Raw genomic sequence first — 22,016 nt, 5'->3', positions numbered from 1 at the left:
CTTTTTCGAAAGGCCATGTGAGGCCGGAGCCCCGCCGTTATACGCCCGTGGCCAGCAAGTTGTGCAGATACCACTCGGTCAGGGGGTGACCGAAAAAGGCAATGACGACGACGCCAATCACGATGTGCGGCACAAAGGGCATTGGCTCACGCTTTTTCATCAGCCCGGACATGCGCAGCCCATACCCAACCATGACACCCGACAGCGAGGCCATGACCAGGGACTCCATCGCGTACAACGGCCCCAGCATCGCGCCAATACTCAAGTACAGTTTCACGTCGCCCAGCCCCATACTGCCGCGCGACAGCAGGTGGATGGCGAACAACACGCCCGCTCCGACCACGGCACCTAGCAGCGTCTGCCCCCATCCGTGCACACCGCACACCCCGGATAATCCCACGGCCAGCGCCGCCCCTGGCAAGGAGAGGATGTTCGGTACCCGCATCGACGTTAAATCTGTGCCCGCGACCGCCACCAGCAGCACCCAAAACACGGCCCAGGCAACCCGCGCCGGCCAGTTCGGGATCCACCAGAGGGTGGCCACCCACAGCGCACCGGTCACCAGTTCCAGGATGGGATACCGAACAGGAATCGTGGACCCGCAATGCCGGCAGCGCCCACCCAGGCACAGCCAGGAGAGAATCGGAACCAGTTCCACACTGCGCAGCACGGTGTGACACGAAGGACAACTGGAACGCGGGGCAACAACGGATTCACCGCGCGGTACGCGGTACGCCACCACGTTGAGAAACGATCCGACGATGATGCCAAGGACAAACACAAAAACCGACTCCATCTGGAGCACAGCGGACATAGGCGTGATCTCCCATCGATGCGGTCATGGTACGGCCCGTGTTGCGGCCCGTGTTGCGGCCCGTGTTACGGCCCGTGTTGCGGTCCGTGTTACGGTCCGTCTTGCGGTCCGTGTTACGGACCGTTGGCCACTCTGGTGGGCGTCGAGTTCGACGTTGCTTCAACGCCGCCCGACGGACCCGGCGCGTACAGAATGTACCCATCGCCCGTGGCGTTGTACTGAATCGGTTGGCCCCACACATCGCTGGTTGAAACACCCGCGGCGTAAGCGGAGAGGGCATTTTGCAATTCGTCCGGCGCAGGGTATTGATTATTCTCCTGCGCGTACTCTTCCAGCGCGGTCTGCATGGTGGCGAGGGTCGCCTCCTCCGCGCTGTACTTCGAATTGTTGACCGCATTCAAGGTGATGGGGATTGCAACCGCTGCCAAAATGCCGATGATGACAACGACCGCGACCATCTCAATCAGGGTGAAGCCTGCATCCTGCTGGTCCCTGTACTGCTCATCCTGCCTCACATCACCGAACCCCTTTCCGTCTGTCTATCTAAATCCTCTGTGACTTTCAGAACAAATTCGACAAAACGGTCGGTAGATCCTGCAAAATTCCCCACAATTGATTACGACTGGATTCTACGGAATTCGACACCGTTCGACCGCAAGGGTGAAAGGGCGGAAGGTAGCGTGCACGGGCACTCAGGGGGTCACATGCGGAGGGAGATGCGGGCCGTTCAAGCGGGATCCGACGGCATCACGATGGATTGTCGAAGACAAGCGGCTGGTGTGGGGCTGTGTGAGGTCCGTACCGGCTGACAGTGACGGGTGGCGGGCCTAGGTTCGGCGCGGTCTAGGAAGGAAGGGCGCCTTATTCAGGTCCGTGCCTCCTGCCACGGGCCCGTCTGAAGGTAGAAACGGTGCCTTATACCCATCGGCCTCGACCCACGCTCGGGGGCTTTAGGAAGGAAAGGCGCCATATCCGACCCTCACTCCGCCGCTTAAGGAGGGAAAGGTTCCATATCCGGCCTGTGCCTTACGCCACGGGCCCGTCTGAAGGTAGAAACGGTGTCTTATGCCCATCGGCCTCGGCACACGCTCGGAGGCTTTAGGAAGGAAAGGCGCCTTATGCAGGCCAGGCCCGCCAATGCCCACGCCATCCATGCCCACCCCATGCCCACCCCATGCCCACCCCATGCCCACCCCATGCCCACCCCATGCCCACCCCATGCCCGGGCCGCCCCACGCCACAACCCACAAAATCCGCCCCGCCTATCATCCCATCGTCAGTGGATGTAGTTCAAAATCGAGAACATGGGCAAAATCACCGATGCCACCACGGTGCCGACGATCACGGCCAGCACCACCACGAGCAGCGGCTCGATCAGACTCTTCATTTGGTCGACGGTTGCCTCTACCTCTGCATCGTAGTAGTCGGCGACGCGTTCCAGCATGGCATCGACGGCGCCCGACTCTTCCCCGACGCGCATCATCTGTACGACCATGGGCGGCAGCAGGTTTGTCTTGGCGAGTTGTGCGGACAGAGACTCCCCGCGCTCCACGTGTGCCGCGGCACCGGTGAACGCTTCCACGATGAGCAGATTGCGCTCTCCTTCCACGGACATGCGAAGCGCTTCCACGAGGCTGATGGCGCTTTCCAGCAGGGTGGCGAGGGTTCGGGTCAAGCGGGCGAGGCTCGACTTGAGCAGGAGCAGGCCGAAAATCGGAATACGCAGGGTGATGCGGTGCATTTGCTTGCGCAGCCCCGGCACGCGCAGCGACAGCGTGACGAGCGCCAGCACGGCGACGATCGCGATCAGGTACCCGTACCATCCGTACACCAGCGAGTTGGATACGGCCAGCACGACGCGTGTGGGGACGGGCAACGGGGCATTCAGCTGCGCGAACATGCGCGCAAACGTCGGAATGACGCGCGTCAACAGAAATACCGTCACGCCGATGGCCGTACAGGTGACGACGATGGGATAGGTCAGCGCGGCGCGCAGCTTGCCGCGGCTGACGCTCACCCGCTCGTAGTGCGCCGCCAGCCGATCGAACACCTCCGCCACGTGCCCGGAAGCCTCGCCGGCGCGCATGGTGCTGATAAAGAGGGGAGGAAACACCTTTGGATGTGCGGACAGCGCAGCAGACAGCGGCTGCCCGCGCAGCAGGTGCGCCCGCACACCCGTCAGCACGCGGCCCAGGGACTTTGAGGAAGCGTGATCGGCTAACGTTGTCACGGCCTCCATCAACGGCACACCCGCATCGGTAAGCGTCGCCATCTGCCGGCAAAACGTCGTCAGGTCGCGCAGCTTGACCGGTGAACCCATGGAGATTTCCTTGTTCAATCCAGCCAACAGAGAGCGCTTGATCGCGAGGACAATATGACCGTTCTGTCGGAGCATGGACCGCGCTTCGTCGACGCTGCGTGCGGATATCGTACCGCTGACCTTGCGGCCCCCTTCGTCAATCGCCGTGTAGCGAAAGTCAGGCATGCTGGGTCTCTCCTTTTCCACATCTCTTGCTTACATCGCTCACGTGCCGCCGTACTTTCGTGCTTCATTCCGCGGGACAGTCGCCGCACCAACGGTGTAGGGACCGAAAGCCTACGCCTGCGGCGGCACCCGGCCGCCGTCGTACCAGTCTGCGGCAAACTGGCGCACCGTTTCGGCGGAAACGATTCCTTTTGCAAGCAGCTCGCGCAAATGCATCTCCATCGTCTGCATCCCAAACTGCCGCCCAGTCTGCATGGCGTTGCGAATCTGATGCACCTTGTCGGTGCGAATCAGGTTGGCCACCGCAGGGGTGTTCACCAGCAGCTCGCACGCCGCCACCCGCCCCTGGCCGTGCGCCCTGGGCAGCAGCTGCTGCGACAGCACCCCGAGGAGTACGCTCGCAAGCTGAATCCGAATCTGCCCCTGCTGGTTCGGGTCGAACACGTCGATGATGCGGTCGATCGTCTGCGGTGCATCCGGCGTATGCAGCGTCGCCAGCACCAAGTGCCCCGTCTCGGCAGCCGTGATGGCCGTGGCAATCGTCTCCAAATCGCGCATCTCACCGACGAGAATCACATCGGGATCTTGCCGCAGTGCCGCCCGCAAGCCTGCCCCGAAGGACAGCGTGTCGAGGCCGATTTCCCGCTGGTCAATCAGACACTGGTCGTGGCGGTGCAAGTACTCAATCGGGTCCTCGAGGGTAACGACATGTTTCGCGAAACGGTGATTGATATCGTCGATCATCGCGGCCAGCGTCGTCGATTTTCCGCTCCCGGTCGGCCCCGTCACCAGGAATAAGCCGTGGGGACGCTCGGCAATCCGCAGCAGGTGCGCGGGCAGGCCGAGTTCCGAAAAGTTTGGCACGCGCTGGGGAATGACCCGCGCGGCGATACTCACACTGCCGCGCTGCCGGTAGACATTGACGCGAAACCTCGCGTTGTGGTGGGCGCAGGAAAAGTCCACTTGCCCCTCGCTTTCGAAACGTGCCCGCTGGCGCTCGTCCAACAGCGCGTTCGCATACGCCAAGGTTTGCTCGGGGCCCAGCTTTTGCGTGTCAATCGGCATCAGCCGCCCGTCCACCCGAATGGTCGGCGCCGCACCGGCGGCGGCGTGAAAATCGGACGCGCCCCGCTCCACGGCAGCCTTGAGCCAGGTCTGCAGTTCCTCGCCGAACGCCTCGCCCTCTGCGTCGACCCACTCGTTTTCCTGCACAGTCTCGTCCCCCTTCCCCGTGTCAACCGCCGTTCCGAGCCATCCCTACTCGCGCAGGGTTGCACGGAGCACTTCGTCCACGGTCGTCAGTCCGGCCGCAGCCTTCTCCAGGCCGTCCCACGCCAGCGAGTGGTATCCAAGGGCGTTCATGCGGGCGCGAAACTCCCGCTGCGTCGCACGCTCCAGGGTATAACGCCGGAATTCCTCATCAAACACCAAAAACTCATGAATCGCCAACCGGCCCCGATACCCCGTGAAGCGGCAGCGCGCACACCCCGCCCCAGTGACAAACGAATCCACCGGCGCAAAGTGTTCTCGTTCCAAGTACGCCCGCTCCAGGTCCGTCAAAACTGCTGGGTGCCGGCAGTCCGGGCACACCTGCCGAATCAGCCGCTGGCCCATCACCCCAACCAGCGATGCAGCGACGAGATACGGTTCGACACCCATGTCCGTCAACCGCAGCACCGCAGACGGCGCATCCGGCGTGTGCATGGTACTCATCATGAAGTGGCCCGTCAAGGCGCCGCGGATCGCGATTTCCGCCGTTTCCTCATCGCGAATCTCGCCCACCATCACCACGTCGGGATCTTGCCGCAAAATCGCCCGCAGCCCGCGGCTGAAGGTGTACCCGATGGCCGGATTGACCTGCGTCTGATTTGTTCCTGGGAGCTGATACTCCACCGGGTCTTCAATGGTCACAATGTTTCGCTGTACCGTGTTCTGCGCCTTCAGCAAGGCGTACAAGGTCGTCGTCTTGCCGCTGCCTGTCGGCCCGGTGATGAGGACCATGCCGCTGGTGTTGCGAGTCATGCGCGCCAACCGCGCCTCGTTTGCCGGCGACAGCGCAAGCGATTTCACATCCAGCAGGGACTGGCTGCGATCGAGTATGCGCAGCACGGCCTTTTCGCCGAACACCGTGGGCAGCGTCGACACCCGGACATCCACATCCGGCCTGTCCTCCAGGTGCAAGCGGCCGTCCTGGGGCAGCCGTTTATCGGCGATGTCAAGCCCTGCCATCACTTTGATTCTCGCCAACAGCGGGCTGTGCAGCGCCGCCGGTACGGTTTGTTCCAAGGCCAGCTGCCCATCGACGCGGAACCGAACCCGCACGTCTTCCCCCGTTGGCTCCACGTGAATGTCGCTGGCGTGCTCGGCAATCGCCCGGTGCAGCAGCTGGTTGACCAAACGAACCACGGGCGCGTCGAGATCGCCCGCCGGCGTTGACACAGCAGCCCCTTCGTCGCGGTGCGCTTCCGCGGGCGGGCCTTCCTCGTGGTAGAGCCGGTCAATGTAGAGCTCAATTTGTTTGCGCCCGCCGATGAGCGGCTGAACAGCCTGCTTGGTCACCATTTGCAAATCGTCCACCGCGTAATAGTCGAATGGATCGGCCATCGCCACCAACAAGCGTCCGTGCGCCTGGCGGATGGGCAAGACGACATGCTTTCGTGCCAACTCTTCGGGAACCAGCTGGAGCACCGAAGGATCGACCTCCTCCAGGGTCAGGTCGACATGCTGAATGCCCGACTGACGTTCCAAGGCTTCAATCAAATCCGCTTCGTCCAGGTAGCCTAACGCCACCAGGGTGTCGCCAAGTTTGAGGCGCTTTTCGCGCTGCATCAAGAGTGCCTCACGGAGCTCGGCTTCTGTGATTGCACCCGCACTGAGCAACAGGTCCCCCACGCGTTTTCTTGCCATGTTCTCGCCTCTGTCAAGGGTTCAGGTGGCAGGGAATCTGTTCCACCTTGTCGTGTGCTATGGGAATTCGACAAACATTGGCAAACTCCTTGCAGGCGCGACCAACCGGCCGCCTTTTTTGGACGCATTCCGGGAGGCATTCGAGGTTGTCCATGTTATACTGAAACTACGGTAGGTGGGGTTCCAACCGAATGTTGGACAAGGGGTGGTTGAACGTGTCGAGTGTACTTCGTTCCGTGGCCTGGTTTCTTGTCGCGCTTGTCCTCTTGGTCGTCGTTTCTGTGTTTATTCACTTCCTGCTGCGGATTGCCCTGGTCGTTGCCTTGCTCGCCGCCGCCTACTATTTGTACGCGCGCGCGATGGACATGCGTCGCCGCCGTCGATAGCCCGCATGGCCTGACATTCGACAACAAACACAACGGCGTATTGGCAGCTTTTACTCGCCAATACGCCGTTTGCGCGTCGTCGCCATCGAGTATCTCCCCCGCGGGCGAACGAGGCTGCAGGGCCGGCGCTCGGCACCGCCCGCCGCCCTCACGCGAGCGTCCATTACATCGTCGCGTGCTCCTGATTATCCTGCAGCGCGTCACCCAGCCGGACCGCGACCTGCCAGATGTCGCCGGCGCCCATCGTCAGAATTAAATCTCCCGGGCGGCAGGTGTGCAGGAGATACCGGAAGACGTCATCCTTGGTGCGCAAAAACTTGACATTCGGGTTACTTTGTACGCGAATTTGTTCGGCCAGCCGTTCAGCCGTCACACCTTCGATTTGCCGTTCACCCGGCGGCGAATAAATGTCCACGATGATGACCTCGTCTGCACCTCGAAACGCCCGTGCAAACGCATCAAAGAGAAAGTAGGTCCGCGTATAACGCTGCGGCTGAAACACTGCGACAATCCGCCGGCCTGTCGTGGTCGCGGCGGCGATGGTCGCGCTGATTTCAGTCGGGTGATGCGCGTAGTCGTCAATGATGAGGACGTCGCCGACTTCCGAAATCACTTGAAATCGGCGTTTCGCGCCGTGGAAGGACGCCAGTTCGCGGACAATCTCGTCAAATGCAAGCCCTGCATGCCTGCAGACGGCAATCGCAGCCAGCGCGTTCATGATGTTGTGCCGGCCCGGAACCGTCAGCGTCAACGTGCCCAGCCGCTGCCCCTGGAAGTAGATGTCCGAGCGGCTGCCGCGATCGAGCAGTTCCACCTGCTTTGCCATGTAGTCCGCCTCTGCGTCGATGCCAAAGGTGAACACCTGACACGCGGCTTCCCCGCGGATATCCCGCAAGTGCTCGTCTTCCGCCGAGATGATGCACAGCCCGTCTGCAGGAATGTGCCGCACAAACTCCGCATAGGCGGCCTTCAGGTTTTCGAACTTGCCGTCGTAGTACTCGAGATGGTCGGCTTCAATCGCCGTGACGACGGCAATTTGCGGTCGATAATGCAGAAAGGAACCGTCACTTTCATCCGCTTCCGCCACCACAAACTGACCCGCGCCCGCCTTTGCGTTGTCGCCAATGTTGCTGACCACCCCGCCGATCACGAACGTCGGATCGACGCCGCAGCGTTCCATGACGTACGCAATCATCGATGTGGTCGTGGTTTTTCCATGTGCGCCGGCCACTGCGATTCCTGTCCGGTCGGCCATTAGCCTAGCCAGCATTTCCGACCGGTGAAGGACCGGAATCTGACGTGCTCGCGCGGCCTCCAGTTCCACATTGTCCGTCGGCACCGCTGTGCTGTAGACCACCATGTCCGCACCTTCCACCTGTGCGGGAGAGTGGCCGATGAATACTTTGGCACCTCGTTCCTGCAGCCTCGTGGCCAATTCCGGACTGGACACGTCCGACCCGGAGACCCGGTACCCCATATCCAACATGACTCTCGCGATGGCGCTCATTCCATATCCGCCGATCCCGACGAAGTGTACGTGTTGTGGCTGATTCACGCGCTTCACCGTCCCTAGCTCGGAGTTCTCTTCTGCCCTTCACCGTTCACGCTTGAGTCGTCTTGGTATGCCCAAATTTGGTTGGTTTCATCAGCGCTGCGCCGCATCTGAGGCCCACCTGCGCGCTTCGTCGACCGTGTACAGCGACCCCCAGCAGCAAATCGGGCCTCCCAGCGCCAATGCGCGCGCTACGGCCTCTGAAACCGGCTCGCAGCATTCGACGTTTACCCCCGGTCGACACTTCTCTACAGCTTTCGCAAGCAGGTCGATTCTTTTGGCGCGCGGTGTTGACGGCGCTGTGACAATCACATGACGCGCGTACGGCAGGAGCATCCCCAGCATCGGCGTCACATCTTTGTCGTTCAACACGCCAATGACCATCGTCCAGCTGCTCTCCGGCACGCCCGAGAGCGCACTCCACTCGACCAGCGCCTGACGGAACCGGCCTGCGCCCTCCGGATTGTGCGCGCCGTCCAGAATCACCGGCTGCCCGTTCACCTCGAACACCTCGAAGCGCCCCGGCCAGCGGGTCTTCGCGAGGGCGGCACTCACCTGCGCTCGTGCGGTGCAAAGCGGGCGCGTCGCGGATCCCGGTTCGCGGGCGGCCGCAAGTTCGTACATCGCGAGGGCCACCGCGGCATTCTCGCACTGGTGCTCGCCAAACAGCGGGATCTGCAGATTCATGAAGTCGCGATGCACACCACGGTAGCTGAGCGTTTGCCCCGACGCATCCACGTGCGTCCGCACGGCCGAAAAATGCCGGCCCAGGTGATAAGCGGGTGCGCCCTGCGCCCGCGCCACCTCCGCAACCACCATGGCGCCCTCGTCCCGGGCGGCAGTCACCACCGGGATGCCCGGTTTAATGATCCCTGCCTTATCGTACGCGACCTTGCGCAGCGTGTCACCCAGAATTTCCATGTGATCGCGGCCGACATTGGTAATCGCGCTGACGATGGGGGTCACCACATTGGTTGCATCATAGCGACCGCCAAGCCCTGTCTCCCACACAACGTAGTCCACCGATGATCGGGCGAAGTAGAGCACGGCCATCACGGTCAACGCCTCGAACTCCGTGAGTGGGTCATCGGGCACCACGGCCTCGGCGACCGCCTGCACTTCGCAGGCCAAGCGGTTCACGACGTCATCGGTCGGCGACGCGCCGTCCACCACAAACCTGCCCCGGTACCCTGAAAACGCAGGCGACGTGTAGGTGCCCACCGTCGCCGACGCGGACAGGAGCGCCGTCAAAAAGGCGCACACAGACCCTTTCCCATTGGTGCCCGCCACGTGCAGAAAACGAAGCGACCGCTCCGGGTGTCCGAATGCAGCGAGTACCGCTTGCGTCCGCGCCAGGCCGGGTTTGATGCCGAATCGAGCCAGGGAGGTCAGCCAAGCAAAGCCATCTGTCTGTGCTGCTACCGCCATACTTTATTCTCCTCAGTCCGCAAGGGTCACTTCTCCAGCAGGGCGATGCGTTCCTGCACCGTCGCGAGCTTCGACTGATAATCGGCCAGTTTCGCGCGTTCCGTTTCGACCACCTCGGCAGGGGCCTTGGCGACAAACTGAGGATTCCCCAGTTTCTTGTCCAGCCGCGCCACTTCGGCCTCCAGCTTGGTGCGTTCCTTGTGCAGGCGATCACGTTCTGCAGCCACATCGATGAGGCCCGCCAGCGGCACCAGCAGCTCTGCTCCGGTCACCACCGCGGTCACCGCCATCTCCGGCGTGGCCAGTCCTGTGCCAATCTCCAAACGTTCGATGTTTCCGAACCGTTTGAGATACGCCTCTGCCGAACGAAAGAGCGCTGTCGTCTCCGCATCGACCGTCCGCGCGACGACTTCAATCGGCCGGCTCGGCGGCACGTTCATTTCCGCGCGCAGGTTTCGCAGGGCCCGCACCGCGTCCTTCACCACCGTCACCTGCCGCAGGGCCGCCGCATCGGTAAAGACGAGACTGTCCTCCGGCCACTCCGCCCGAATCAGCGCACCTGCTGTCGTGGGCAGGGACTGCCAAATTTCCTCCGTCACAAAGGGAATGAACGGATGCAACAGGCGCAGCAGGCGGTCGAGCACGTGGACGAGCACAGCCCGGGTCTGGTTCTTGGCGCCCTCGTCTTCGCCGTACAAGGACAGCTTCGAAAACTCAATGTACCAGTCGCAAAAGTCATCCCAGGTAAAGTCGTAGAGCGCCCGGCCCGCCTCACCAAAATCATAGCGGTCGAGGTGGCGGGAAACATCATCGACCGTTTCTGCCAGGCGGTGCAGAATCCACCGGTCCGTCAGCGTCAGGTGCGCCGGATCAATCGCCGGCAGCGGCGCGTCCGGCGTCAGGTTCATCAGCACAAAGCGCGAAGCGTTCCACAGCTTGTTGAGGAAATTGCGGGCGCTCTCCACGCGTTCCCAATGAAACCGCTGGTCGTTGCCGGGCGAAGAACCCGTCGCCAGCATGAACCGCAAGGCGTCTGCCCCGTACTTCTCGATGACCTCCATCGGGTCCACACCGTTGTTCAGGCTCTTCGACATTTTCCGCCCGTCCGCGGCGCGAATCAGACCATGCAGGACCACGTCCCGAAACGGCATTTTCCCAGTGAACTCCAGTCCCTGGAAGACCATTCGGGCCACCCAGAAGAACAGAATGTCGTACCCGGTCATCAGCGCGCTGGTTGGGTAGTACCGCGCCAAATCGGCCGTCTGATCCGGCCAGCCCATCGTCGAGAACGGCCACAGCGCCGACGAGAACCAGGTATCCAGCACGTCTTCGTCCTGATGCACGCGGGTTGAGCCACAGTGCGCGCAGCACGCCGCATCCTCCCGGGAGACCGTGATTTCCCCGCAGTCGTCGCAGTACCAGGCGGGAATTCGATGCCCCCACCACAGCTGCCGCGAGATACACCAATCGCGCACGTTCGTCAACCAGTGCACGAACACCTTCTCAAACCGTTCCGGCACGAACCGCAATTCTCCCGCCTCGACGCCTTCCAGCGCGCGGGCCGCCAGCGGCTGCATGTGCACAAACCATTGATCGGACAGGAACGGCTCGACCACCGTTTGACAGCGGCTGCAGTGGCCGACGGCGTTGTGAATCTCCTCCACCTTTTGCAGCGCGCCCGAGGCCGCCAGGTCGGCAGCCACCTGTTCGCGGGCCGCCCCGCGCGTCAGCCCTTGGTACTTGCCGGCCACCTCGTTCAAACGCCCGTCCGCGTTGATGCACTGGAGTTTCGCCAAGCCGTGGCGCTCACCCACTTCAAAGTCGTTGGGGTCGTGGGCCGGGGTGATTTTCAGACAGCCGGTGCCAAAGTCGGGATCGACATACTCGTCCGCGATGATCGGAATGGTGCGGTCGGTCAAGGGCAGCCGCACCTGCTTGCCAACCAGGTGCTTGTACCGGTCGTCCGCGGGGTGCACGGCCACGGCCACGTCGGCAAACATCGTCTCCGGGCGCGTGGTCGCAATGACGATGGCGCCGTCGCCGTCCACGGTGGGGTACGCCACATGGTACAGCTTCGCGTCCTGCTCAATGTGCTCCACTTCGATGTCGGACAGCGCGGTTTCGCACCTCGGACACCAGTTGATGATGCGGTTGCCGCGGTAAATGAGCCCCTTCTCGTAGAGGCGGACAAACACTTCGCGCACTGCGCGCGACAGCCCTTCGTCCATCGTGAAGCGTTCGCGGCTCCAGTCACAGGATGCCCCCAGGGCGCGGATTTGGTTCGTGATGGTGCTGCCATACTGCTCCTTCCAGTCCCAGACCCGCGCAATGAACGCGTCGCGCCCCACGTCGTGCCGGCTTTGACCGGTCTCTTGCAGCAGCGCCTTCTCCACGCGGGTCTGCGTCGCGATGCCTGCGTGGTCGGTCCCGGGCAGCCACAGGGTGTCGTAGCCAGCCATCCGCTTGTAGCGGATGATGAGGTCCTGCAGTGTGTTGTCCCACGCATGTCCAATGTGCAGTGATCCCGTCACGTTCGGCGGCGGCATCACGATGGAAAACGGCCCCTTGCCGCGGCCGCCGCCCGCCTTGAACAGGCCGTTTTCCTCCCAAAACGCGTAGATGCGCGACTCAACGGCCGACGGGTCGTACACGGTGGGCAATTCTTTGCGTGTTGTGGACGTAGCCATGTGGGTGTCTCCCCTTCTTCAATCGGTTCCTCGTCACTTCTTTGTTCTTCCGCGGCAAATAAAAAAGCCCCGCGCCCTGACTCAGGACGGAAGCTCCGCGTTACCACCTGAATTCCCAAAGCGCGCCGGACAAGTGCCGGAAGCGGCTTTGGACCCTCTGCATCGATAACGGAATGACCCGGCCAACCTGGCAGTTCCGAGACGACGTTCAAGCCTGGTTCCGAGACAGCTTTCAGCCGGCGGCTGTCCTCTCTGGGCGGAACGAGAGGGCTCTACTCCTTCTCTTCATCACTTCACATGTTCAACGCTGCGCATTCACCATCGGGCAGGCCGCCGCAGCAACAAAACACCTTCGGCCCTGCCGCGTATCCTTCGTATGCCATATCATATTCAATCTTTCCCGGCGATGTCAAGCCGCACAAGGGATTGGCGGCCGAACGGCCGTACCTGCTTCCTGGCAAACCGCTGCTTCTTTGCCGAACGGTTGCTTCTGCAAAGCGGCTACTTCCTGCGCTTCTTCTTTTTGTGGTGCCGCCGGACTGGCTGCGCAGGCTGCGTCTCTGCCTGGCGCTTGGCCTCCATCTGCGCGCGCTTGCGTTCCGACCACTCCGTCAGCTTCAGGTACCCCCAGCACACCACGACGCCCAGCGCCAGCGCATAGAGGTTGTACTGCAGAAATGCCGACCGATTCGCAGCAGCCAGTTCATTGCCATGGAAATCGATGAACACTTCGAGGATCACGTCGATGACCCAAACCGCCAGCGCCCCCAGGAGCGCGTTGCCAAGGCGCCGCTCCTTGATGCGCGGGATGATGACGTAGGCTGCGAACAGTACGCCGAGCGGAATGGTCGTCACGAGTTTGTAGTGAATCGCGTAGTCAGCGACCACCTGCAGCACCACGATGACGAGGACCGTCATCCCGACGTAGCGAAAACGCCATCCGTTCCATGACGACTTCGATTCATTTCCGTTTTGCAAAACAACGCCTCCAAACCTATGATGCTTGTCCCATCTTACCAAGTCCGAGTTCGCTTGTCATCACGATTGTCGGACGCACAAGTTCCAATATTGTCGGACGCACAAGTTCCAATTCTGAAGTGTACGCATATACATAGACTGAATAGGGGGGACGACCATGGGATTCTTCGTGCTGCTCGCGCGATTTGTGCGGCTCTTGCTGGCCATCGCGATTTTTCTCTTGTTCCTGCGTGCCATCCTTTGGCCGAACGCGCTCGACTTGTTCGTGCTCATGCTGTTGTTTCTGGTATTTGCCGCGATGTTCGTTGGCCCCCCGTGAGAAGCCCGGCTCCGTTCGGTTCAAGCTGCAGAACACCGCGGCCCCTCACGTGCCATGGACGCATGCCGCGGCCCCGCTTACTCGTCACCGGGCGGATTCACGTCTCCCCACACCTTCAGGCCTGGCCGTGCGGATGCAGACGACCCCTTTTTCGTGCGCTCCGCTGACGTCGCTCCGCCCGCGGCGCCTGGCGTTGCCAGTTGACCGGCGGCGGTCACCTTCCGGCGGCGGCGTTTCGGACGCACCGCGCGCGGCATGTGAAAACGGATGTCCCCCGGTTCGGCACCGTTCTCCTCGAGGGCACCGTCAACGCCAGCTCCCTCGTCTTCGCCTCCATCGCCGTCTCCGTCGGCACCCGCTGCTGCATCGCCGTCCCCTTCGCCGTTTCCCGCCCCGGCGCCTGCAACGACGGTCGTCCCCTGCGGTACGCCTGTAGAAGTCAACGCGAGCGCAGGCACCTGGGCGGCAGGCATCAGCCCGAGCCGCGCCTCCTCGCGAGCCTCTTCCAGTTCCAGGGCACTCTCCAGCGCGTCCACATAGTCTTCGTCATCCCACTGTCGCTCCCCCTGATAGTACGAGGACACGATTTGCAGGGTCCGAAACGGGATAGCCAAGAGGGCACTGAGCGCTGGAAGGTGGTTTGCGGCCGCGCCAAACACCGATGTGTAGGCCTCCAATACGGATTCGACCATGTCGGTGCGCCACTGGTAAACCGGCATGACGCGCTGCAGCAGCTGCGACAGGTCGTACAAAGGGTGGCCAGGGTGGACGTGATCGAAATCCACCAGCACATAGCGCTCGCCGTCGAAGCGCACGCTGCGGCGGCGGAAGTCGCCGTGGCACACCCAGCCACGTTCCATCGCTTCTTCATCCAGCGCCGCGATGCTGGCATGGTCGAGGGCTTCTGCAGCCGCGTGCAGCCGCTCGACGAGTTCATCCACGCACGCGAGGAACAGCTTGTCAAACAGCGTCAACTGCCCGTGCTCGGTCAGATTCGCTTTCAACTGGCTCATCTCAACCGCGCTTTCGCGCACCTGCTGCACCAAGGAAGGCTGGGTGCGGGACCAGCCCCCCTCCGGGCGAAATCCCTCCACCGCCCGGTGCCATGTCGCCAGCAGCCGCGACGCCTCCAGCAGCTCCTCCGAGCGACGCAGATTCACCGCTCGCCCGGGCACCCACACCGTCATGGCATAGAGGCCGGATGGATGCACGACGTAGGGGTCGTCGTAGATCGTCCGAATCCAGCGAGGCACGCGCTCGAGCCCATGGTGCGCCGCATATTCGGTACACGCGAACACTTCTTTAGCCCGCTCGCGGCCGCCGCTCAGTTTGCGCAAGGCGCGCGTGCCGGCAGGCGTTCGGATTTTCAACACGTCCGCAACAATACGGGCACGCAGCGCTACACAACCGTACTCCGCGAGCACCTCCGGGGCTGCCCCGTACGCCTTGAACACCTCGACAACGTTCGACGGTTCCACCAAGGAACCCTCCCTTCTCTCCTGGTCCGTCCCATCACCGATCGAGCAGCCGCACGGCCGCGCTGTGCTGGATCTCGGCCTGGCGTTTGAGGTCCCCCGCCAACTCGAAGTCCGCCGCCAGCACGCGTCGGCGAACGAGCCGCAGCGCCGCATGCGGAAACGCGGCAAAGGCAATCACGCACTGCTTGGCTTCCGGCGCCAAGGGGCGCAAGCGGTGATATGCGTCCAGTGCCTCCGCTACACCGGCGGGATGGCCGGCCTCGCAGATGGCCTGGCACAGTGCAGCCAAATCGTACATCTGATTGTCAAAGATGGGGTCACTGCGCTGCTCAATCCCCAGCCGCCCGTTCCCCAAGTTTCTCACCGTTTCGGGGCGCACGCCGTTCCACGCCACTTCCCTCTGCTGCCTTGCCTCCGCCGCCAGTTCGTCATACCCGGCTTCCGCCAACTGGCCGAGGGACATGTCGGCGAGGTCTTTCCAGCGGGAAAGCCAAGCCCGCCAGTGCGACGCGCTTGCCGGCGAAGCCTCCGCAAGGTTTGCGATGCGCTCCGGGCGCAGCCAGCTGCGCCCGGCGGAGAGCGCCGACCGCCATTGCCCGTAGCGCCCACGCGCCCCCTCCGGGTCCACCGGCCCAATCACGTCGCTGACCCCCTCCATGGCGTTGTGAAGCGCAGCCAACGCGCTCGCCGCCAAGGGGACGTCTTCGGGGGTGACTTCGAGCGCCGTCCCGCCCAAATGGTCCGCCACCGCCAGCACCAAGCCGTCTGGCTGCGGCACGAGGCGTTCCCGATAAAGGTTCTTCAAAAACCGCGGCACCGTTCGAAACGGCTTCCACGAGACAAAGTCCGCCGTCGCCATGCGCAGCCGTGCAGACCGCTCGGTGAGCAGCCAGGCGTCGTAGACACCGTCCGACGTGTCCACCTGCGCATGAAATGGAGAAAGTGGTGACCAATGCACCACTTTCAAACCGTACGTCTCCAGATGTCGAGGGACCATGCGCCACTTGTCATCGGTCTCGTGATTCATCCGTGCTTCACCACTCAGACGGCCTCTGTGTCGACCGGAACGACTGTGGCCTGCGGCACCGCGATGGCCTGCCCAGGGTGTAAGGTGTCGCCGGACAACTGGTTGTAGCGGAGCAGCTCACTGCGCGTGCACCCCACACGGTCCGCCACGGCATCGAGCGTCTCTTCTTCCGTGACGAGCACAAAACGCAGGGTGTAGTAGCGTTCCGGCGCGTTGAAGTCGACAAACGACCACAACTCGCTGGCCGCCACGGCTGCGTCGCTGCCCGTCTCCGCGGCGGACAACACGACGTTTGCGCCCGCGGCAGGTGCTTCCTCCGCTGCCCCATCGCCGGCGCTGTCGCGAACCGGGAGCAGGGCGGCGTCCCCGTCGCTGACCGCACGGGTGTCTGTCACAGCCTCGTCGCCCCCGCTGTACGCACCGCCAGCCCGCGCGCTCGGCGCCTCCTCCGGCGTCATGGTGAAGCTGCGCAGCTCTTCACTGCTGACCTGGTGCTCCACGTCGAACGCGGCGATACCCGCATGCCCATCCGTGCTGGCCGGCGGCTCCGTGCGGGCTGCCCCGAGGTCCTCCACCTGTCCGGACGCGCGTGTGGACCCAACTCCGGCATCTGTCGCATCGGCCTGGTCCGCCGGGCCCGAACTGCGTTCCTTGGCGTCCGCAGGTGCGTTCGCGGCTTCAGCCCCCCGTCCGGTGAACGCCTTGTCCAGCCCAACCAGTTCTTCCTTGAGACTGCCCGGCGACCAATCGTTGCTGCCTGCGCCTCGCCGCGCTTCCGCTGGTACGTCGCGGTGCGGCTCCGTTTGCGCCTGAATGGCGTGCGCTGCGGAGGTGTCCTGGTCGGCGGAAGGGTGCGCTGGCGCGTCTGACGGCGCAGCCGGATCCGATGCCTCCGCTGGCACCCCGCCCCTGGCTTCACTGACCCGTTCCGTGTGCTGCCGCACCGTCTCGGGGTCGGCCGGACGGGTGTCCATCGCTTCCGAGAACCCGTCGTCGTCGGTGTGCCGTCCGCGCACCAGCTGCCATTCCTCATCCAGCGAGACCTCGGGCGCAGCGTGCACCGCATCGTTCAGGTTGTCGACCAACGTCGCGTCGACCACGCCGCCCGGTGCTTCCTGCTCGCCCGGGTCAGCGGTCTCGTCCGGGGCCTGCTCGAAGAACAAGTCGCCGATTTCCTGAGACCCGCACTGGAAGTGATAGCCGCTGCTCCCGGACAGGCCGACGATGCTCAAATCCGCGACGATGCGGATCCACCCCTCCGACACGGCCGCCAGCTGCCACGACGAAATCCGGCTGGCGACGTTCACAATCCCGCGCGGCTGGGCGTGCACGGGTACACGCAGCACAAACGGCAGGCGATGGTGCAGGTGTTCGACCTGCTCATGGCTGCCCAGTCCCATCGACAGAGCGTCGAGGGCGTCCGAGCTGGCCGTGCTGCCGTTCGTTCCCCGATGGATGTACCCAGCAAACACGATGGCGCCTTCCAGCACATAAGCATCCGAGACCCGTTCAAACGATGTGACCTCGGTCGCGACGGTCGCATCGTCGATGACATCATCCTCGCGCACTGCATCCTGAAAGATTTCCTGGTCAATCTGCAGGCGGATGAGCGGGGCGCGATCCAAATCGCTCATTTTGTCCCCTCCCTCGACTTGCATGTTTCACCATCACTCTATGTCCGTCTGCTGCGCAATATGTCGTACGACGCAGAAACGACCGCATCCCGCTGCGGTCGTTTCATTCGGTGGTGAGCCAAAAGCGGACCAAGTCCACCTGGCATCCCACCCGATGTCACGTTGTCGCTGCCGCCGGGCCGGTGAAGCTGGCACGGCGCAAGTCCGGTCAAGCAGGCCGCAGCCGCGCCCGTTCAGCAGGCTACAGGCGGTCGAATGCCTGCGTGATGGCCTCTTCCGTCCGCGCAATGTCGTCGTCCGTATGGACGGCGGACAGAAACCCGGCCTCCAGCTGCGACGGCGCGAGGCTCACGCCAGCGTCCAGCAGGGCATGGAAGAACTTCGCATACAGCGCCTTATCCGCCTGACTGGTGTCGTCCGCGCTGCGGATGGGGCCGCCGTGGAAGAACAGGCCGAACATGCCGCCGATGGCATGTGCCGACACCGGCACCCCGCGCTTCTTGCCAGCGGCGACAAACGCGTCCGCGAGCCGCTGGCCATAAGCCTCGAGCCGCTCATACAGACCGTTTGCCGCCGCCTCCGCGAGCATCCGCAGCGACGTCAGTCCGCCCGCCATCGCCAGCGGGTTGCCAGACAGGGTGCCAGCCTGATAGACCGGTCCCTCCGGCGCGACGGCCGCCATGATGTCCCGCTTGCCGCCGTACGCTCCGACCGGCAGTCCCGCGCCAATCACTTTTCCCAGCGTGGTCAAGTCGGGATCGATACCGAACCGCCCCTGCGCGCCGCCGAGACCGACGCGGAAACCGGTCATCACTTCGTCGAAAATCAGGAGCGCGCCCGCTGCCCGCGTCACTTCGCGGAGGGCCTCCAGGAAGCCGGGCACCGGTGGGACGCAGCCCATGTTGCCAGCTACCGGTTCGACGATCACGGCCGCGATTTCCTCCCCGCGCGCCGCAAACAGGGCTCGGAGCGCCGCTTCATCGTTATAGGGCAGGGTGAGCGTCGCTTGCGCGGTCTCCTGCGGTACGCCTGGGCTGTCCGGCAGCCCGAGTGTGGCCACGCCGGAGCCGGCCTTCACCAAGAGCGCGTCCGCATGTCCGTGGTAGCACCCGGCAAACTTCACCAGGTACCGCCGGCCCGTGTAGGCGCGCGCCAGGCGAATGGCGCTCATCGTGGCCTCGGTGCCGCTGTTGACCATGCGGACCACGTCCATCGACGGCACCAGGTCAATCACCTGTTTCGCCATCTCCGTCTCCAGCTCCGTGGGCACGCCGAAGCTGGTGCCGCGCGCCGCCGCTTCCGTCACGGCGCGCACAATTTCCGGATGCGCGTGGCCCCAGATGAGCGGTCCCCAGGACAGCAGGTAGTCGATGTACCGGTTGCCGTCAATGTCGTACAGGTACGGCCCTTCACCGTGATCGGCGAAAAACGGCGAACCGCCGACGGCGCGAAATGCCCGCACCGGGCTGTTCACGCCGCCGGGCATGACTTGTTTGGCCTGTGCAAACGCGGATTCGGATTTCGGACGTGAAGCTGTCAAGAAATCACCCCTCTTCTTTGTACCAGCGGGCTGCGTCTTTCGCGTGGTAGGTGAAGATGAAGTCGGCGCCGGCCCGCTTGAACGAGGTCAACATCTCCGTCACAATGCCGCGCTCATCAATCCACCCGTGGTTCGCAGCGGCCTTGACCATGCTGTATTCGGCGCTCACATTGTAGGTCGAAACGGGCACGTCAAAGTTGTCGCGAATGGACTTGGTCACATCCATGTAGCTGAGGGCCGGTTTGACCATCAGCATGTCGGCGCCTTCCGCCAGGTCGGACGCCGCTTCGCGCAGGGCTTCGCGGACATTGGCGGGATCCATCTGGTACGTCCGCCGGTCCCCGAACGCCGGCGACGAGTGCGCCGCTTCCCGGAACGGGCCGTAAAACGCGGAGGCGTACTTGACGGCGTAGGAGAGGATGGTGGTGTCGACGTAGCCATGCTCGTCGAGCAGCGCGCGAATCGCAGCCACCCGGCCGTCCATCATGTCGGAAGGCGCCACGACGTCGGCGCCGGCAGCCGCGTGGGAGAGGGCCGTCTCGGCGATGAGTTTCAAACTGGGGTCATTGACAATCTTGCCGTCCTGCACGATGCCGCAGTGTCCCGCCGGATTGTACTGGCACAGGCAGACGTCGGTCATCACGAGCAGGTCCGGGTTGATGGCCTTCGCTGCGCGCACCGCCTCCTGCACGATGCCATGCTCCGCATAGGCGCTCGTGCTGTGTTCATCCTTTTCCAGCGGAATGCCGAACAACAGGATGCCAGGCAGCCCGAGCTCCGAGACTTCCTCGACTTCGCGGCGGAACGCGTCCAGTCCGAGGTGATACACCCCGGGCATCGATGCGATCTCTTCCTTGCCGCTCAGCCCTTCCTGCACAAACATCGGATACACCAAATCATCCGGCGTCCAGCGATGCTCCCGAACCAGGCGCCGCATGGCGGCACTGGAACGGAGCCGGCGATGACGATCAAACTCCATGATGCATGTCCTCCTCCAGATACGATGTATGGTGGATGCCTCTTCTATGGCTCATGCCGCCACCGGCCCACCTCCACTGCAGCCGCCAGCACCAGTGCAGCCGCGTCGGGTTTCTCGGGGACCACGTGAACCGAGAGCCCGATGTCCCGGCAGGCGCGCGCGGTGGTGTGCCCAATGCAGCCCACCACCGTTTCCTGCTGCAGCATGCTGGACGTCACATCCACCTGCGCGGCAAGCGCCTGCACCGCAGACGGACTGAACAACAAGAGAACGCGCGGCGGCGGCGCCTGCACAAAGCTTGTCCAGGCCGCCTCCGGCCAGGGTGCCGGCACCGTGTCGTAACAGATGTGCTCGTCCACGGTGTACCCGGCGGCACGAAGCACGGCGGCGGTGGTCGAATCGGCGAGTTGCCCACGCAGGTACAGGAGCCGCTGGCCCTGTCCTGCTGCGGCAGCCAGACCCTCCGCCAACTGCCCGCCCGACCGTACGCCTGGCGGAACCACCGCACGGTACCCCAGCGACTCGACGGCCCGGCGCGTCGCCGCCCCGACCGCATACCACGGCGGGCTGTCGGCCGGCGGCGTCATCGCCGCCTTGGCATGTGCCGTCGCGATGGCACGTACGGCATTCGCCGATGTCACGACGACGCCGTCGAATGCCTGAAGGTTTGCAAGCGCCGCCAGGGTGTCGGGTGCGACGCGGGAGCGGATCTCAATCAGCGGTGCTGTCAGACAGCAGCCGCCCATGGCGTGTATCAAATCGGCCAGGTCAGCCGCTTCCGAGCGCGGGCGGGTGACCCACACCACGTGACCAGCAAACCCCGTCTGCGTTCGCTGCATGATCCCGCCTCCTCACGACAGCGGCGGCGCTTTGGCGGCAACCGTGCCAATCACCTGCGCGGCGCCCTGCGCCAACAAGCGGTCGGCCGCTTCATTTCCGACCGCCGCCGCATCCTCCCCCACGGCTTCGGCCCGAATCACCGTCGCGCCGTCCGGGCTGGCCACCAATCCGCGCACCCACAGGCGGCCGTCCCGCTTTTCGGCATAGCCCGCAATCGGAACCTGGCAGCCGCCCTCCAGCCGCGCCAACAGGGCACGCTCTGCCTGGGCAGCCGCCTTCGTGTCCGCGTCCGTCAACTCAGCCAGCGCGTCCAGCAGCGATTCGTCATCCGCCCGGCAGGCGATGCCCAAAATGCCCTGACCAACCGCCGGCAGGCACACGTCCAGCGCCAGCAGTTCGGTGATGCGGCCGCCCCAGCCCATGCGCCGCAATCCTGCTGCCGCCAGCACAATCGCGTCGAGATCGTCCGTTTCGAGTTTGCGCAGACGGGTGTCGATGTTCCCGCGAATCGGGACAATTGCAAGGTCAGGACGCGCCGCCAAAAGCTGGGCCGCCCGGCGCAGACTCGACGTGCCGATGCGGGCGCCCGTGGGCAGCTCGGAAAGCGGCAAGCCGTTTCGTGAAATCAGCGCGTCTCGCGGCTCCTCGCGGGCCGGAAACCCGGCCAGAACCAACCCCGGTGCTACCTCCGCGGGCACGTCTTTCAAGCTATGTACGGTAAAATCGCCGTCGCCCCGCAGCAAGGCCTGCTCGACTTCTGTCACAAACAAACCCTTGCCGCCCACTTCGGACAAGGGCACGTTTTGAATCCGGTCGCCTTGGGTGACAATCGGAACAATTTCAAAGCGCCAGTCCGGCCGAAGCGCCTGCACCGCGTCAATCACCCAGCGCGTCTGCTGCATCGCCAGCTGGCTTTTTCTCGATATTACGCGAATCTGTCGCACGTCTGTCACCTCGAACGT

At 63.6% G+C, this 22,016-nt stretch carries 18 protein-coding genes and 1 other annotated feature; of the genes, 2 read left to right on the top strand and 16 right to left on the bottom strand.

The genetic code is table 11. The features are described 5' to 3' along the window. Positions 1-37: 37 nt before the first annotated feature. The 5 genes from JI721_RS15305 to JI721_RS15285 all read right to left on the bottom strand — a co-directional run bounded on the left by JI721_RS15305 (position 38) and on the right by JI721_RS15285 (position 6,206). Positions 38-814, bottom strand: coding sequence for a prepilin peptidase (locus tag JI721_RS15305; RefSeq protein WP_274455712.1), 777 nt, complete (start codon positions 812-814; stop codon positions 38-40). Positions 815-927: 113 nt separating this feature from the next. Continuing rightward, positions 928-1,329 (bottom strand): type IV pilin protein, encoded by a 402-nt coding sequence (locus tag JI721_RS15300; protein ID WP_274455711.1) that lies wholly within the window; start codon positions 1,327-1,329, stop codon positions 928-930. A gap of 761 nt (positions 1,330-2,090) precedes the next feature. Next, positions 2,091-3,299: a type II secretion system F family protein gene (locus JI721_RS15295; protein ID WP_274455710.1), complete on the bottom strand. Its 1,209-nt coding sequence runs from the start codon at positions 3,297-3,299 to the stop codon at positions 2,091-2,093. A gap of 111 nt (positions 3,300-3,410) precedes the next feature. Continuing rightward, positions 3,411-4,460 carry a type IV pilus twitching motility protein PilT gene (locus tag JI721_RS15290; RefSeq protein ID WP_274457898.1) on the bottom strand — a complete coding sequence of 350 codons (1,050 nt, stop codon included), beginning with the start codon at positions 4,458-4,460 and terminating at the stop codon, positions 3,411-3,413. Between the two features lie 96 nt (positions 4,461-4,556). Further along, positions 4,557-6,206 (bottom strand): GspE/PulE family protein, encoded by a 1,650-nt coding sequence (locus JI721_RS15285; RefSeq protein ID WP_274455709.1) that lies wholly within the window; start codon positions 6,204-6,206, stop codon positions 4,557-4,559. 215 nt (positions 6,207-6,421) lie between these two features. Here JI721_RS15285 and JI721_RS15280 point away from each other — a divergent pair, with 215 nt between their 5' ends. After that, the gene (locus JI721_RS15280; protein ID WP_274455708.1) at positions 6,422-6,592 is read left to right on the top strand and encodes a hypothetical protein; all 171 of its coding nucleotides are present in this window, start codon (positions 6,422-6,424) and stop codon (positions 6,590-6,592) included. Between the two features lie 163 nt (positions 6,593-6,755). Here JI721_RS15280 and murC read toward each other — a convergent pair whose 3' ends face one another. The 4 genes from murC to JI721_RS15260 form a co-directional block, all read right to left on the bottom strand. Beyond that, entirely contained in the window at positions 6,756-8,147 is a 1,392-nt protein-coding gene (murC, locus tag JI721_RS15275; protein WP_274455707.1) for a UDP-N-acetylmuramate--L-alanine ligase, read from the bottom strand. A gap of 90 nt (positions 8,148-8,237) precedes the next feature. After that, on the bottom strand, positions 8,238-9,572 hold the full coding sequence (locus tag JI721_RS15270; protein WP_274455706.1) for a bifunctional folylpolyglutamate synthase/dihydrofolate synthase: 1,335 nt from the start codon (positions 9,570-9,572) through the stop codon (positions 8,238-8,240). A 26-nt stretch (positions 9,573-9,598) separates the two neighbouring features. Then, positions 9,599-12,259, bottom strand: a complete 2,661-nt coding sequence (locus tag JI721_RS15265; RefSeq protein ID WP_274455705.1) for a valine--tRNA ligase — start codon at positions 12,257-12,259, stop codon at positions 9,599-9,601. A gap of 79 nt (positions 12,260-12,338) precedes the next feature. Continuing rightward, positions 12,339-12,557: a binding site (T-box leader), on the bottom strand. A gap of 203 nt (positions 12,558-12,760) precedes the next feature. Next, the gene (locus tag JI721_RS15260; RefSeq protein ID WP_274455704.1) at positions 12,761-13,237 is read right to left on the bottom strand and encodes a hypothetical protein; all 477 of its coding nucleotides are present in this window, start codon (positions 13,235-13,237) and stop codon (positions 12,761-12,763) included. A 157-nt stretch (positions 13,238-13,394) separates the two neighbouring features. Here JI721_RS15260 and JI721_RS15255 point away from each other — a divergent pair, with 157 nt between their 5' ends. Further along, positions 13,395-13,556 carry a hypothetical protein gene (locus JI721_RS15255; RefSeq protein WP_274455703.1) on the top strand — a complete coding sequence of 54 codons (162 nt, stop codon included), beginning with the start codon at positions 13,395-13,397 and terminating at the stop codon, positions 13,554-13,556. Between the two features lie 77 nt (positions 13,557-13,633). On the opposite strand, the gene JI721_RS15250 is transcribed toward JI721_RS15255, so the two are convergent. The 7 genes from JI721_RS15250 to hemC all read right to left on the bottom strand — a co-directional run bounded on the left by JI721_RS15250 (position 13,634) and on the right by hemC (position 22,007). Further along, positions 13,634-15,034: a phosphotransferase gene (locus JI721_RS15250; RefSeq protein WP_274455702.1), complete on the bottom strand. Its 1,401-nt coding sequence runs from the start codon at positions 15,032-15,034 to the stop codon at positions 13,634-13,636. 34 nt (positions 15,035-15,068) lie between these two features. Further along, complete coding sequence (locus tag JI721_RS15245) at positions 15,069-16,061, bottom strand: hypothetical protein (protein WP_274455701.1); 993 nt, start codon at positions 16,059-16,061, stop codon at positions 15,069-15,071. Positions 16,062-16,075: 14 nt separating this feature from the next. Then, a complete protein-coding gene (locus tag JI721_RS15240) occupies positions 16,076-17,695 on the bottom strand; it encodes a LysM peptidoglycan-binding domain-containing protein (protein WP_274455700.1) in 1,620 nt (539 codons plus the stop codon). A 241-nt stretch (positions 17,696-17,936) separates the two neighbouring features. Further along, entirely contained in the window at positions 17,937-19,181 is a 1,245-nt protein-coding gene (gene hemL / locus JI721_RS15235) for a glutamate-1-semialdehyde 2,1-aminomutase (RefSeq protein WP_274457896.1), read from the bottom strand. Between the two features lie 58 nt (positions 19,182-19,239). Then, positions 19,240-20,214: a porphobilinogen synthase gene (hemB, locus tag JI721_RS15230; RefSeq protein WP_274455699.1), complete on the bottom strand. Its 975-nt coding sequence runs from the start codon at positions 20,212-20,214 to the stop codon at positions 19,240-19,242. A gap of 44 nt (positions 20,215-20,258) precedes the next feature. Continuing rightward, the gene (locus JI721_RS15225) at positions 20,259-21,053 is read right to left on the bottom strand and encodes a uroporphyrinogen-III synthase (RefSeq protein WP_274455698.1); all 795 of its coding nucleotides are present in this window, start codon (positions 21,051-21,053) and stop codon (positions 20,259-20,261) included. Positions 21,054-21,065: 12 nt separating this feature from the next. Continuing rightward, entirely contained in the window at positions 21,066-22,007 is a 942-nt protein-coding gene (gene hemC, locus JI721_RS15220; RefSeq protein ID WP_307015596.1) for a hydroxymethylbilane synthase, read from the bottom strand. Positions 22,008-22,016: the final 9 nt, after the last annotated feature.

It is taken from the genome of Alicyclobacillus cycloheptanicus (assembly GCF_028751525.1).
In the GTDB taxonomy this organism is placed as follows: domain Bacteria; phylum Bacillota; class Bacilli; order Alicyclobacillales; family Alicyclobacillaceae; genus Alicyclobacillus_L; species Alicyclobacillus_L cycloheptanicus.
The sequence above is the reverse complement of the archived record's forward strand: the minus strand, read 5'-3'. Positions and strand labels throughout refer to the sequence as shown.